This window comes from Galbitalea sp. SE-J8 (assembly GCF_030345695.1).
GTDB lineage: Bacteria > Actinomycetota > Actinomycetes > Actinomycetales > Microbacteriaceae > JAUASV01.
In genome coordinates this window covers 74,989-89,092 of record NZ_JAUASV010000003.1, presented here as the reverse complement: position 1 = coordinate 89,092, position 14,104 = coordinate 74,989, and the positions used below count along the sequence as shown (strand labels likewise).

The window sequence follows — 14,104 nt, the reverse complement described above, 5'->3', positions numbered from 1 at the left end:
ATGCACGAACAACGAGGTTTCACGCATGACGCTCGTCCCCCTGCCGATCCTGCCGTCGGACACCGGCCGCGACGCCGACGAGGCGCCGGCGCCCGGTGCCGACCCGTCCGCCCGAGACCGGCGCTCGCCCGGTCAAGACCTGCACCGCCGCGACCGGAGCCTTCGCGACCGGAGCCGCGGCCGCCGCCGCACGCACATCGGCGTGCGGGCCCCGCTCTGGTTCCTGTTCCCGGCCCTGGCGCTGTACGCCTTCATCGTCGTGCTGCCGACGCTGCGCGGCGGCTTCTTCGCGTTCACGGACTGGAACGGGATCGCGAGCACCTGGCAGTTCGTGGGCGTGGACAACTTCTTCCAGGTCTGGGACGACCGCCGTGCCCGGGCATCCGTCGTCAACACCGTGATCCTCGCGGCGATCGTCACGATCGTGCAGAACGTGATCGCGCTCGGCCTCGCGCTCGCGCTCAACAACACGCTCAAGTCGCGCTCCGCCCTGCGCGTGGTCTTCTTCGCGCCCGTCGTGCTCACGCCGCTCGTCGCGGGCTACATCTGGAGCTACCTGCTCGCGCCGAACGGTGCCGTGAACGCGTTCCTCGACGGCGTCGGCCTGCACGCGCTGTCCCACGACTGGCTCGGCGACCCGTCCACCGCGCTGCTGTCGGTGTGCGCGGCCGTCATCTGGCAGTTCTCCGGCTACGCGATGGTGATCTACCTCGCCGGGCTGCAGGCCATCCCGGAGGAGATCCTCGAGGCGGCCACGATCGACGGCGCCGGGTCGTGGCGACGGTTCGTGAGCGTCATCCTGCCCCTGCTCAACGGGGCGATCCTGATCAACGTCATGCTCTCGCTGATCGGCTCGCTCAAGCAGTTCGACCAGGTGATGGCGATGACGGGGGGCGGCCCGGGCACCGCGACGGAGACGATCTCGACCGCGATCCTCAAGAACGCCTTCAGCTCGGGCGACTACCCGGTCTCGATCGCCCTCGCCGTCGTGATGACGGTGCTCATCGCGGTGCTGGCCGGCGTCCAGTACCGGCTCACCGCTCGGAAGGTCAACTGATGAACATCTACACCTGGCGCTCCGGACTGCGCGAGGCCGGCACGGTCGCGGTCGCGATCCTGTTCCTCATCCCGCTGTTCGCGCTCGTGAACATGGCGATCAAGCCCGCGAACTCGGCGACGACCGCGTTCCAGATCGACCCGAACGTCACGTTCGCCAACTTCGCGACCGCGTGGACTCAGGGCGCCCTCGGCCCCGCGCTCGTGAACAGCTTCATCGTCGCGATCGTCACGGTCGCCGGCAGCGTCGTGCTCTCCGCCCTCGCGTCCTACCCGCTCGCGCGTTTCACCCGCCGCTGGTCGCGCTGGACGTACTACCTGTTCATCGGCGGCCTGCTCATCCCGACGCAGCTCGGCCTGCTGCCGCTGTACACGACCATGCGCGACCTCGGCCTGCTCGGGTCGCTCGCGTCCATCATCCTGATCGGCATCGGCGGGCAGCTGCCGTTCTCGGTGTTCCTCTACACGACGTTCATGCGGGAGATGCCGCAGGACTACGAGGAGGCCGCCCTCATCGACGGATGCGGCCCGGTGCGCGCGTTCATCAGCGTCGTGTTCCCGCTGCTCAAGGCCGTCACGGGCACCGTCGTGATCCTCGACGCGGTCGGGATCTGGAACGACTTCTTCACCCCGCTGCTGTTCCTGTCGGGCAGCGGCAACGCGACCGCACCCGTCGCGATCTACAACTTCCACGGCCAGTTCCACACCCAGTGGCCGCTCATCTTCGCGGCGCTGTGCATCACGGTGCTGCCGATCCTCGTCCTGTACTTCCTGCTGCAGAAATACATCATCAGGGGCTTCGCGGGCGGCCTGAAGGGCTGACCGTGCGACACGATCCCGGCGCGCAGAGAGGCCGCCGGCACCAAGAAAACAAAGGAGCGACCATGCAATCCATCCTCGGGCGAACCCGAGCGATCGCACTCATCGCAGTCCCGGCGCTGGCCCTCGGCCTGGCCGGATGTTCCACCGGCGGCGCGAGCGCGGATCCCAACACCCTCACCATCGCGAGCGGCCAGAAGTCGGCGGTCGCACCGCTGATCGCGGCGTTCGAGAAGGCCAACCCGGGCGTCACCGTCAAGCCCACCTACGTCGAGGACGACGCCGCGTACACCGAGCAGCTGCGCACCCAGCTCTCGGCCGGCACCGCGCCGGACGTCTTCAAGACCTGGCCCGGCGGCGGCAGCACGGGCGGCACCTGGGCGCTCGCCAAGGACGGCCTGCTCGCATCGCTCGACGACGAGCCCTGGGCCTCGGACGTTCCCGACGCGCTGCGCAACGTCTCGTCGTGGGACGGCACGCTCTACTCGCTGCCCGCGAACGGAGGCGGCATCGGCGCGATCTACAACGACCAGGCCGTCGCCGCCGCGGGCGCCACCATCCCCACCACGTGGAGCGAGGTGCTCGACTTCTGCGCGACGGCGAAGGCCGCGGGCAAGGTCGCGTACGTTCTCGGCAACAAGGACTCCTGGACCGCGCAGATGATCCCGTACGCCCTCACGGCGACGCTCGTGTACGGCCCGGACCCCACGTTCGGCGACGAGCAGGCCGCCGGCACGGCGACGTTCTCCGACTCGAAGTGGAAGGACGCGCTCGAGAAGGTGGACGAGCTCAAGTCCGCCGGATGCTTCAACGAGGGTCCGAACGGCACGGGCTTCGACCAGCAGATGCACATGCTCGGCTTCGGCGACGCGCTCGCGACGGTGCAGGTGAGCCAGGCGCTGCCGGTGGACGAGAACGTGGCCCCGAACACCACGTTCACGCTCGCGCCGTTCCCGGCCACGGACAACGCCGCGGACACCTACGTGCCGGTCGCCGCCGGGGTCAGCTTCGCGATCAACGCCAAGGCGAAGAACGCGAAGCTCGCGAAGAAGTTCATCGACTACGTCGCCTCTCCCGAGGGCCAGACGCTGTTCGCCAAGCTGTCGAACAGCACGTCGACGCTGCCGGCGGATCCCGGCGAGCCCAACGCGGTGCTCGATCCGATCATCAAGGCCCAGGCCGACGGGCACGGCACCTCGTACCCGGACCAGGCGTGGCCGAACACCAAGGTGCAGGAGGAGTACCTGATCTCGCTGCAGGAGTTCTACAACGGCGATCTGACCATCCCGGACTTCCTCAAGCGGCTCGACGACGCCTACGCGGCCGGCTGAGCGAACCGGGCCGAACGCCAGAACGCCCCCTCCCGCGGGAGGGGGCGTTCCGCCGCCCGGATCAGACGACGACGGGCACGGCGACGAGGTCGTTCGCGCTGCGCAGCACGCGCGACGAGCAGAACGCGTCCGGGTCGAGTCCCGCGGGCGCCGTCACGTGGAAGACCGCGCTCTCGCCGGGCACGATCGTGACGAGCGCGCGGTCGACCACGGCATCCGGATGCACCTTGTCGGCGAGGATCGTCACGTCCTTCGCGAGGGCGGATGCGGTCACCGTGACGAGGTAGCCGTCCGGCACGACGGCCGCGGTCGCCGCGGGGCCGCCGCGCAGCGCGAGCGCCGTGTCCTCGGCGAAGTAGCCGAGCGCCTCGAGACCGTCGTCCGCGCGGGCGAGCAGGAACTCGCCGCTCGCGTCGCCCGCCCCGAACGCCTCCGGCAGCGGGATGCGGACCAGCCCGCGCGGCTCGACGTCGACCGGGAAGCGCTCCTCCGCGAGCACGACGCCCTCGAGGCTCGTGCGCGCCACGGCGAACCCGGCGCGATAGCGCTCCCGGCTCTCGTTGTGCACCACGAGGTCGACGCCGTCGTCGCGCACCTGCAGCGTCGCGAGCCGGTCGGCGTAGACCCGGCGCAGCGCGTACCAGAGCGGCTTGCGGTGGCGCAGGTAGTCGACGGCCGCCCACGAGATCGACGGCCAGATGTCGTTGAGCTGCCAGACGATCGCGCCGCGGTTCTCGGGCGAGAGCGAGCGGAAGTACTCGATCGCGAAGCCGATCGCGCGTGCCTGGTTGAGCTGCGTCGCCCAGTGCCAGTCCTCGAAGTCCGCCGGATACGGCAGGTGCTCGCCGAGGCCGCGCTGCAGCTTGGCGTTGCCGTCGTCGGCCTTCTGGTGCACGAGCATGCTCGGCCCGAACGGGTCACGCGGCTCGTCGTGCACGGCGTACTCGAGGGTCGAGAACGTGGGCGGGCCCTGGAAGCCGAACTCCGAGACGAATCGCGGACGGTACCTCCGGTAGCCGGTGTAGTCGACCTGGTTCCAGACGTCCCAGATGTGCATGCTGCCGTGCCGGTCGTCGTTCGGATGCACGTAGCGGCTGAACGAGAACGGGCTGCCCTCGACATAGGGCGTGCCCGGGGCGAGCTCGGCGACGATCGCGGGGAACAGCTCCGTGTAGTAGCGCTCGCCCCAGCTCAGCCCGCCGAGCCGGCTGCGCCAGTTCCAGTCGACGTAGCCCCAGATGTTCTCGTTGCAGCCGTTCCACAGCACGAGGCTCGGATGCGCGGCGAGGCGCGTCACGGCCTCGCGCGCCTCCGCCTCGAACTCCGACCACAGCGGCTCGTCCTCGGAGTAGGCCGCGCACGCGGTGAGGAAGTCCTGCCAGACGAGCAGCCCGTGCTCGTCGCACAGCTCGTAGAACTCCTCGGACTCGTACATGCCGCCGCCCCAGACGCGCAGCAGGTTCAGGTTCGCCTCGACGGCGTCGGTGATGCTGCGGCGCAGGGTGTCCTTCGTGATGCGCGGGAAGAACGTGTCATCCGGGATCCAGTTCGCGCCCCGGATGTAGACGTCCTCGCCGTTGACGCGGATCGCGAACGCGCTGCCGATCTCGTCGGGCGAGAGGTCGAGCTCGACCGTGCGGAACCCGATCCGGCGCTCCCAGCGCGCCGCCGCATCCGCTCCGGACAGCTCGACCGTGAGCGGATAGAGCGGCTGCGCTCCGTGCGAGCGCGGCCACCAGAGCTCGGCGTCGCATCCGTCGAGCGCGACCGTGACGGATGCCGTGCCCGGCTCGACGCTCACCCGCTCGGACCGTCCGGCGGCCGCGACGTCGAGCGACACCGGATGCTCGGTCCCGGCCTGCCACTCGAGATCGATGTGCGCGTCGAGCCCGCGTGCCGCGCCGTCGATCCGGGTGATCGGCCGCACCGCCGCGATGCGCGCGCCCGACCAGCTCTCGATGCCGATGCGCCTCCAGATGCCGGCCGTCGCGACGTCGATGCCCCAGTCCCAGCCGAAGTTGCACGCCGTCTTGCGGATGGTGTTGAACGGGTGCGCGTAGGAGTGCGGACGCTCGCCGAGGATCGCCTCCTGCTCGCGCGCGTACCGGGTCGGCGAGCGGAAGGCGACGACGAGCTCGTTCGCGCCCTCGCGCAGCCGCTCGCGCACGTCGGTCCGGTAGCCGCGGTGCTGATTCGCCGTACGCGCGACCACGACGCCGTTGAGCGTGACGGTCGCGACCGTGTCGAGGCCCTCGGCGACGAGGTCGTGGCGGGCCGCGCCGTCATCCGTCCAGTCGAAGGTCGTGCGGTACTCCCAGTCGGCGTCGCCGATCCAGTGCAGTCGCGACTCGGCGTCGTCGACGTAGGGGTCCTCGATGAGCCCGGCGCGGAGCAGGTCGAGGTGCACGACCCCGGGAACGGCGGCCGGGAAGCCGTCGTGCAGGGTGCGGGCGATCGGCGGGGGCGGATCGCCCTCCGTCAGCCTCGCGGTCCACCCGTCGGTCAGTTCGCGGTACATCCTTGTCCTCTCGCCAGTCGGTGTCGGTGCGATGCGCGACGGCGTGGGCCGGACGACGACATCGGCACGGCCCAATATACGGGGACGAGTCTTACGTTGTCTCGCTCCCGCGTCGGGTGCCATACTCGAGCCATGTCGGCCCCCAGCCCGACCGCTGCCGCACTGCTGCGCGACGGTCTCGTCGCGCGCATCGACGCGCTCGCCGAGGTCGCCGAGCACCTCGACCCGGCGGGTCGGCGGATCGTGTCGGTGCGGCTCGCGGGCGGATGGGCGTTCGACGTGCTCCCCGACCGCGGGCTCGACATCGGCTCCGCCTGGTGGGGCCGCACGCCGATCGCGTGGCGCTCGCCGCTCGCCGTCGATCCCGGTGCGGGCAGCACCTGGGAGCACCGCTTCCTCGGCGGGCTGCTCGCCACGTGCGGCACGGAGAACATCGGCCCGGCCCGCGACGACGCGGGCGAGCACGGGAGCCACCACCTGACGCCCGCGACCGACGTGCGCGTCGTCCGCGAGATCGAGGGCGACGCGCTGCGGGTCCGCGTGCTCGGCCGCGTCGAGAGCACGCGCCTGTACGGGCGGCGCATCGTCGTCGAGCGCGAGATCAGCGCGCGCACGGACGACGCCGCGATCACGGTCCGCGACACCGTGCGCAACGCCGGGGCCGCGGCCGAGCCCGTGGCCCTGCTCTACCACGTCAACATCGGCGCACCCGTGCTGCACCCGGGCACGACCGTGGACGTCGCGGCCGAGCGCTCCGTGCAGCGCGAGCCCGTCGCATCCGTCGACTCCCCGGGCCGCATGCCCGAGCCGAGCGACGTCCCGGATGCGGCCGTGTTCGAGCACGTCGGCGTCGCGACGGCCGACGGCACGAGCCGGGTCGTCGTGCGACCGCCCGGCGCCGCGCCGGCGCTCGCCGTCGAGTGGTCGTCCGGCGCCCTGCCGAGGCTCTTCGAGTGGATGTGGCCGTCCCGCGGCGCGTGGGCGCTCGGCATCGAGCCCGCGAACGCGCCGCTGTTCGGCCCGGAGCGTGCGAGCGCTCACGCGGGCGCGCCCCCGCTCGCGGCGGGCGCCTCGATCGCGACGGAGCTGCGCATCAGCGCCCTCGAGTGAACGCTCTCGAGCGGATGCCCCCGGGGTGAGCGGCTAGCATCGGGCCGTGGAGCCCGAGCCCTCGCGACGACGCGTCCGGCCGGCCGAGGAGCGCGCCGCCAGCGGGCGGGCGCGGCCGAACATCGCCGACATCGCCCGCCTCGCGAACGTCTCGACGACGGCGGTGTCCTTCGCCCTGAACGACCGTCCGGGACTGTCCGACCAGACCCGGGACCGCATCCTCTCGATCGCCCGGCAGGCGAACTGGCAGCCGAGCCGCGCCGCGCGGGCCATGAGCACCGATCGCGCCGGCTCGATCGGGGTGATCACCCGGCGCCGGCTGCGCCAGCCGCTGTGGTCCAACAACTTCGGCGCCCACTTCCTCGCCGGGGTGCAGAACGAGCTCGCGCGACGCGACCTCGTGCTCACCCTGCACTCCGTGCCCACGCTCTCGGTGGAGTGCGAGGCCTACCGTCGCTGGCTCGGCGAGCGTCGCGTCGACGGCGTGCTCGTGATCGACCCGGTCGTCGACGACGAGCGCATCGCGCTGCTCGCCGACCTCGACCTGCCGGCGGTCGTCGTCGGCGACCTCCGCGCGACCGCGTCGGCGCTGAGCTGCGTGTGGACGGATGACGCCCGGGCGACCGAGCTCGCCTGCGGCCACCTGGCGGCCCTCGGCCACCGCGGGGTGATCCGGATCGGCGGCCCCGGGCGGCTGCTGCACTCGTCGGTGCGCAAGCGGGCGCTGTCGGACATCGCGCCCCGGTTCGGCCTCTCGGTGTCGCACGGCTCCATCACCGCTCGCGAGGACCCGGAGGCGGCGCTCCGCGCGCTGCTCGCCGCGCATCCGGGGGCGACCGCCGTGCTCGTGGAGGATCTCGACCTCGCCGCCCGCGTGATCGCGACGCTCGGCCGCCTCGGCCACCGGGTGCCCGACGACATCTCGGTGCTCTCCTGGGACGACGGGGACGTGGCGACCCTGATCACGCCGACGATCTCGGTGCTCTCGCGCGACCTCGTCGGCTACGGCACGGCGGCCGCGAGCGCCCTCGCCGAGCTCGCCTCGACCGGCGAGACGACCCGGTCGCCCGGAACCCGCACGCGCCTCGTGGCCCGGGCGTCCACGGCGAGCGCGCCGACGGCGAGGGCGTCCTCGACGGGCGCGGGCGTCCGCTGAGCCGCGAGCGGCACGCGTCGCGGGGATCGCCGCTGCGGATGCGCCGTGCCGAGACAACGCTGTCTTGACTCCTTAAGGCGTTAAGTCCCATACTCAGCGCGTCGGCCGATGAAGGCCGGCGATCCCCATCTGAAACACCGGGAGCATCAATGCAACGAAGCATGATCGCCGTCGCCACCTCGGGAGCGCTCATCGCGCTCGCCGCGTTCGCGTCGACGGCACAACCGCCGGACCATTCCGCGGCATCCAGTCACCCGTCCTCGTCCTCGTCCGCGCCGGCATCCTCGCCGTCGTCCTCGCACGGCCGGGATCCGCTCGACTCGCCACCGCAGGCCGATCAGCCATCCCCCTCGGACGGCGGCGCGCTCGCCCCCGCGGCGAAGGCGCCGGCCCCGGCCCCGGCATCCGCCCTCGCGTCCGGGGCGCCGAGCCCGCTGCACGTCAGCGGCAACCGGATCGTCGACGCCCAGGGACACACGGTCGTGCTGCGCGGCGTCGCCCGGCCGAGCATGGAGTGGATGTGCGGGCAGAACCGCGGGATCTCGGAGGGACCGCTCGACGACGCATCCGTGCAGGCCATGCTCGCGTGGGACGTCAACGTCGTGCGGCTGCACCTCAACGAGCACTGCTGGCTCGGCGCCGAGGACATCCTGCCGCAGTACTCCGGTCAGAACTACCGGTCGGTCGTCACGGACTACGTCGACAAGCTGCAGGCCGCGGGCCTGTACGTGATCCTCGACATGCACTGGAGCGCGCCGGGCTACATGCCCAGCAACACCCAGCAGAAGATGGCGGATGCCGATCACGCGCTCGACTTCTGGACCTCGGTCGCCACGACGTTCAAGGACTATCCGTCGCTCATCTTCGACCTGTTCAACGAGCCGCAGGGCATCAGCGACGACTGCTGGCTGAACGGATGCGCGGTCGAGGTCAAGGAGCACGCACCGAACGGCTGGCAGGCGGTCGGCATGCAGCAGCTCGTCAGCACCGTGCGCGCCACCGGCGCGACCCAGCCCGTGCTGCTGCAGTGCAACGGCTGGGGCAACCACTGCGCGGGCGTCGACAAGGACGGCGACTCGCGGGGCAACCCCAAGAAGGGCTGGCTCGGACACGTGCCGAACGACCCGCTGCACAACATCATCGCCGGAGCGCACCTGTACGACTACACGGCGTGCAATGTGAAGAAGTGCTGGAACGACGAGGTCGCCCCCGTCGCCAAGAAGTACCCGGTGATCATCGGCGAGATGGGTGAGACCGACTGCAACAGCGACTGGATCCCCGGCATGACCGACTGGGCCGACGCCCGCGGGATCAGCTACGTCGCGTATGCGTGGTACGTCGGCAGCTGCTCGGGGACACCCGCCCTCATCACCGACTGGAGCGGCACGCCGTCGCACTTCGGCGTCGGCTACTACGAGCACCTCACGGGCCTCGATCCGGCACCGGATCCCGTGAAGGCGCCCGTGATCTCGCCCGCCGGCGGCGCCGTCAGCGCTCCCGTGCAGGTCACGATCAGCACGACGACCCCGAACGCCACGATCCACTACACGCTCGACGGGTCGCAGCCCACCGCGGCGTCCCCGGTGTACGGCGGGGCGTTCACGGTGAGCGCGACGACGACGGTGAAGGCGCTGGCCACGGCGACCGGGCTCGACCCGTCGATCGTGTCGTCGGCGACGTACACGTTCGTCAATCCCGACGGCAGCCCGATCGGCTACACGCTGTGCGCGGGCGAGTTCGGCACGTGCACGTTCACCGGCACGCGATCGGTCGCGTTCGGCGCGAGCGGCGCGTACTTCTACGGCACGTTCACCGACTCGGTGGTCTGCATCGGGGACAGCTTCGGCGGCGACCCGGCGTTCAACGTGGCGAAGTCCTGCTACGTGGCCGACGCCCCCTGACGGCCACGGCGTCGTGGTCCCGGCAGCCGGCCGGGACCACGACGCCCGCTCGGGGTCTCGACCGATCAGCCGAGCTCGGCGAGCAGCGCCCGCGCGTCGTCCTCGCTCAGGCTGAACCCCGGGAAGCGGATCATCCGGGCGAGCGGGATCGGCCGGAACAGCGGCGCCTCCGCCGGGTCGGCGAGCAGGCGGGCGTAGCGGCCCGTGACGAGCTCGCGCACCCGGGGGCCGAGCACCGGATGCTGCCACCAGTCGCCGGCCGGGGAGTCGAGCGTGAGCGGGGGCGACACCCGCTCGCCCTCGAGCGATACCGTGCTCGCGAGCCGGATGTCGCGCGAGGACCGCCCCACGCGCACCTCGAACGCGCCGCCCTCGACGACCCAGCGGTCGACCGACGGATGCCAGTACGCGAACGCGCGCTCGTCGAGCTCGATCCGGACGCGTCGCGCCTCGCCGGGGGCGAGCTCGAGCTTCGCGAAGCCCGTGAGCTCCTGGTCGGGACGCGCGACGGCGGCATCCGGATCGGAGACGTAGACCTGTACGACCTCGCTGCCCACCCGCTCCCCGGTGTTGCGCACGGTCACCGCGACCACGACGGCGTCCTCGCCCGGGACGACGTGGACGGCGAGGTCCTCGTACGCGAAGTCCGTGTAGCCCAGGCCGTGTCCGAACGGGTAGGCGACCGGCATCCGGTGCGCGTCGTACCAGCGGTAGCCGACGAGCAGGCGCTCGCCGTAGCGCACGGTGCCGAGCTCGCCGGGGAAGTTGCCGACCGTCGGGTTGTCGGCGAGCGCGATCGGGATGGTCTCGGCGAGCCGGCCCGACGGGGAGTGCACGCCGACCAGCAGCTCCGCGAGCGCGCCGCCGCCGGCCTCGCCGAGCAGCCAGCCCTCGAGCACGGCGTCCGCGTGCCGCTGCCAGGGCTCGACCTCGACGACGCCGCCGTTGGAGAGCACGACGACCGTGCGCGCGGCGAGGCCCGCGATTCGCTCGAGCAGGGCGAGCTGGGCATCCGGCAGGCGCAGGTGCGAGCGGTCGAACGACTCCGACTCGTCGTCGGGGGGCAGCCCGAGGAAGAGCACCGCGACGTCGGCGCCGGTGGCCGCCTCGACGGCCTCCGCCACGAGCGCGTCGTCCGGCCCGGTCGCCCCGATCCCGTACCCGGGCGCGAAGCGCAGCTCCCGCCCGACGAGCCCGCGCAGCGCGTCCAGGGCGCTGTCGACCCGGATGGATGCGACCTGCGACGAGCCCGCGCCCTGGTAGCGCGGCGTGCGGGCGAACTCCCCGATCACGGCGACGGGGCCGCCCTGATCCGGGTCGATCGGCAGCGCGGAGCGCTCGTTCTTGAGCAGCACGGCGCCCTCGAGCGCCGCATCGTGCGCGACCCGGCGCTGCGCCTCGACGCCGATCGGCGGCTCGCGGTCGACGGATGCCGCGTCGGTGACGCGATCGACGAGACGGAGCACGCGCTCCACGCCCCGGTCCACGGCGTCGAGTCCGATCTCGCCCGCGTCGAGGGCGCGCCGCAGCGTCGCCGCGCCCGCGCCGCTCGAGGAGGGCATCTCGAGGTCGAGCCCGGCCGCGAGCGCGCGGTCGCGCCGGTAGACCGCGCCCCAGTCGGAGACGACGAGGCCGTCGAAGCCCCACTCGTCGCGCAGCACGCGGGTGAGCAGCCACGGGTCCTCCGACGCGAAGACGCCGTTGATCCGGTTGTACGAGCACATCACCGCCCACGGGCGGGCGGAGCGGATGGCGCGCTCGAACCCGGCGAGGTACAGCTCGCGCAGCGTGCGCGCGTCCGCCTCGACCGAGATCGACATCCGCTCGGTCTCCTGGTTGTTGGCGGCGAAATGCTTGATCGCCGTGCCCACGCCGCGGGACTGCACGCCGTCGATGAGCGCGCCCGCGAGCTCGCCGGTGAGCAACGGGTCCTCGGAGTAGTACTCGAAGTTGCGCCCGCACAACGGCGAGCGCTTGAGGTTGATGCCCGGACCGAGCAGCACGGCGACGCCCGCGGCGCGCGCCGCGTCGCCGAGCGCGGCGCCGACCGCGCGCGCGACGTCCCGGTTCCAGGTCGAGGCGACGGCGACGGCCGGTGGGAAGCACACCGCCGGCTCGCTGCCCTCGACCCCGAGGTGGTCCGCCTCGTCGAACTGCACGCGCAGCCCGTGCGGCCCGTCGGAGAGCATGATCGCCGGCACGCCCGCGCGGGCGATCGCGGCGGTGTGCCAGAGGTCCGCTCCGTCGAGCAGCTCGAGCTTCTCGTCGAGCGACAGCCGGTCACGCCCGGCCGCGTGCCCGCTCACTTCACGGATCCCGCGTAGAGCCCGCGGATGAAGTACCGCTGGGCGAACACGAACAGCACGAGGATCGGGAGGGACATGATCACGACGCCCGCCATGATGTTGCCCCACTGCGCGAGGTACTGCTGCTTGAACGCGATGACGCCGGTGGTCAGCGTGCGCCGGCCGGGGTCGGTCATGAGCAGCAGCGGCGTCAGGTAGTCGTTCCAGATCTGCACGCCCTGCAGGATCCAGAACGTCACGATCGCCGGCCGCGCGAGCGGCAGGAAGATGCGGCGGAACATCGTGAAGTAGCCGCATCCGTCGAGCACGGCCGCCTCGACGATCTCGGCGGGCACCTGGCGCATGAACGCGGTCATCAGGAACACCCCGAACGGGATGCACGAGGCGACGTAGACGAGGATGACGCCGACGTAGCTGTTGAACAGGCCGAGCGTGAGGATGAGGCGGAACTGCGGGATGAGCGCGAGCTGCATCGGCAGGAAGATGCCGATCGCGAGCACGACGTACACCCACGAGGCCACGCGGCTCGTGGCGCGCGCGATCGCGTACGCGGCGAGCGCCGCGAGGAGCGTCGCGATCGCCATGCTCACGACGGTGAGGAAGATCGAGTTGGCGAACAGCGTGGCGAAGTTGCCCTGCACCCACGAGGTCGCGTAGTTCTCCAGGGTCGGGTTCCTCGGCAGCCCGATCGGGTTGACGAGCACCTCCTTGTTCGACTTGAGGCTCGTGCCGACCATAACCACGACGGGTCCCAGCATGAGCAGCGAGACGGCCAGGAGCACGAGTTGCAGCGGCAGCCGCTTGAGCGCCCTCAGCCAGCGCCGAGCCCGGTACGGGGTGCCCATCGGCACCGTCGCCGCGGTCATCGGACGCCCGCGACGACGCGGCGCGAGCGTCGCGCGGGGCGATCGTCGCGCCCGAGCCGCGACTGCAGGATGGCGACCGGGATGAGCACGAGCACGACGAGGATCGACATGGCCGACGAGAGGCCGAACTGCCGGTTCGAGAACGCCTTGTCGAACGCGAGGGTCATGTAGAGCTCCGTCTGGTTGCCGGGCCCGCCTCCGGTCATGAGGTAGACGGTGTCGAACGCGCGCAGCGCGCCGTTGACGGCGAGCACGGTCACGAGCCCGAACGTCGGCGTCATGAGCGGGATGGTGATGCGACGGAGCATCGCGATCGGACCCGCGCCGTCGATGCGCGCCGCCTCGACGACCTCGGCCGGGATGGTGCCGAGTCCCGCGATGAAGATCACGATGCTGTAGCCGATGTTGCGCCAGAGGTCGACGACGATGACGCTCAGCAGCGCGAGGTTGTAGTCGCCGAGCCAGTCGTGCGCGAGGGAGCCGAGGCCGAGCCCGCGGAGCACGCCGTTGATGGTGCCCGAGTTGGGGTCGTACATGAACGACCAGGTGTACGCCACGGCGACCGAGCTGATCACGACCGGCAGGAAGAACGCCGCGCGGTAGAACGCGGCCCCTCGGATGGCGCGCTCGAGCAGCACGGCGAGCAGGAACGCGATCGCGATCTGCACGACGACGTAGAAGAAGGAGTAGACGAGCGTGTGCCCGAGCGCGCCCAGGATGTGCTTGTCACCGCTGAAGATGCGCGCGTAGTTGTCGAGCCCCACGAACTTCGGCACGCCCACGAACCCGCTGTAGTCGGTGAAGCTGTAGTACACGACGCTCGCCATCGGCACGATGGTGAAGACGGCGAACACCGCGAGCGCGGGTCCGGCGGCGAGCCAGAATCGCGCGCCGTCGGTGCCCGTCGAGGCGAGGCTGCGGGTTCGGGTGCGGCGCGCGCGCAGCGCCGCTGCGCCGGGTATGGCTGTCATCGGTGACACTCCTCGTGGACGAGCGGATCATGGGGTCGGCGCGCTCGCCGACCCCATGATCGCGGATGGT

General features: G+C 71.4%; 10 protein-coding genes. 6 read left to right on the top strand and 4 right to left on the bottom strand.

Annotated features, from left to right (window positions below; all coding sequences use genetic code 11):
* The first annotated feature begins 25 nt into the window (after window positions 1-25).
* The 3 genes from QT381_RS03435 (at window position 26) to QT381_RS03425 (ending at window position 3,206) form a co-directional block, all read left to right on the top strand.
* Entirely contained in the window at window positions 26-1,057 is a 1,032-nt protein-coding gene (locus QT381_RS03435) for a carbohydrate ABC transporter permease (protein ID WP_289247330.1), read from the top strand.
* The gene (locus QT381_RS03430; protein WP_289247329.1) at window positions 1,057-1,878 is read left to right on the top strand and encodes a carbohydrate ABC transporter permease; all 822 of its coding nucleotides are present in this window, start codon (window positions 1,057-1,059) and stop codon (window positions 1,876-1,878) included. Before QT381_RS03435 ends, QT381_RS03430 begins: the two co-directional genes overlap by 1 nt.
* Before the next feature lie 62 nt (window positions 1,879-1,940).
* Window positions 1,941-3,206, top strand: a complete 1,266-nt coding sequence (locus QT381_RS03425) for an ABC transporter substrate-binding protein (protein ID WP_289247328.1) — start codon at window positions 1,941-1,943, stop codon at window positions 3,204-3,206.
* Between the two features lie 61 nt (window positions 3,207-3,267).
* Here QT381_RS03425 and QT381_RS03420 read toward each other — a convergent pair whose 3' ends face one another.
* On the bottom strand, window positions 3,268-5,724 hold the full coding sequence (locus QT381_RS03420) for a glycoside hydrolase family 2 protein (protein WP_289247327.1): 2,457 nt from the start codon (window positions 5,722-5,724) through the stop codon (window positions 3,268-3,270).
* A gap of 132 nt (window positions 5,725-5,856) precedes the next feature.
* On the opposite strand from QT381_RS03420, the gene QT381_RS03415 reads away from it, so the two are divergent.
* The 3 genes from QT381_RS03415 (at window position 5,857) to QT381_RS03405 (ending at window position 9,891) form a co-directional block, all read left to right on the top strand.
* On the top strand, window positions 5,857-6,834 hold the full coding sequence (locus QT381_RS03415) for a DUF4432 family protein (RefSeq protein WP_289247326.1): 978 nt from the start codon (window positions 5,857-5,859) through the stop codon (window positions 6,832-6,834).
* A 46-nt stretch (window positions 6,835-6,880) separates the two neighbouring features.
* Window positions 6,881-7,990, top strand: a complete 1,110-nt coding sequence (locus tag QT381_RS03410) for a LacI family DNA-binding transcriptional regulator (protein ID WP_289247325.1) — start codon at window positions 6,881-6,883, stop codon at window positions 7,988-7,990.
* Window positions 7,991-8,151: 161 nt separating this feature from the next.
* On the top strand, window positions 8,152-9,891 hold the full coding sequence (locus QT381_RS03405) for a cellulase family glycosylhydrolase (protein ID WP_289247324.1): 1,740 nt from the start codon (window positions 8,152-8,154) through the stop codon (window positions 9,889-9,891).
* A gap of 65 nt (window positions 9,892-9,956) precedes the next feature.
* Here QT381_RS03405 and QT381_RS03400 read toward each other — a convergent pair whose 3' ends face one another.
* From QT381_RS03400 to QT381_RS03390, 3 genes are read right to left on the bottom strand one after another with little or no spacing between them, the layout of a single operon-like run.
* Window positions 9,957-12,197, bottom strand: coding sequence for a glycoside hydrolase family 3 C-terminal domain-containing protein (locus QT381_RS03400; protein WP_289247323.1), 2,241 nt, complete (start codon window positions 12,195-12,197; stop codon window positions 9,957-9,959).
* Complete coding sequence (locus QT381_RS03395; protein WP_289247322.1) at window positions 12,194-13,063, bottom strand: carbohydrate ABC transporter permease; 870 nt, start codon at window positions 13,061-13,063, stop codon at window positions 12,194-12,196. The genes QT381_RS03400 and QT381_RS03395 overlap by 4 nt, the downstream gene beginning before the upstream one ends.
* On the bottom strand, window positions 13,060-14,034 hold the full coding sequence (locus tag QT381_RS03390; RefSeq protein WP_289247321.1) for a carbohydrate ABC transporter permease: 975 nt from the start codon (window positions 14,032-14,034) through the stop codon (window positions 13,060-13,062). Before QT381_RS03390 ends, QT381_RS03395 begins: the two co-directional genes overlap by 4 nt.
* Window positions 14,035-14,104 lie beyond the last annotated feature (70 nt).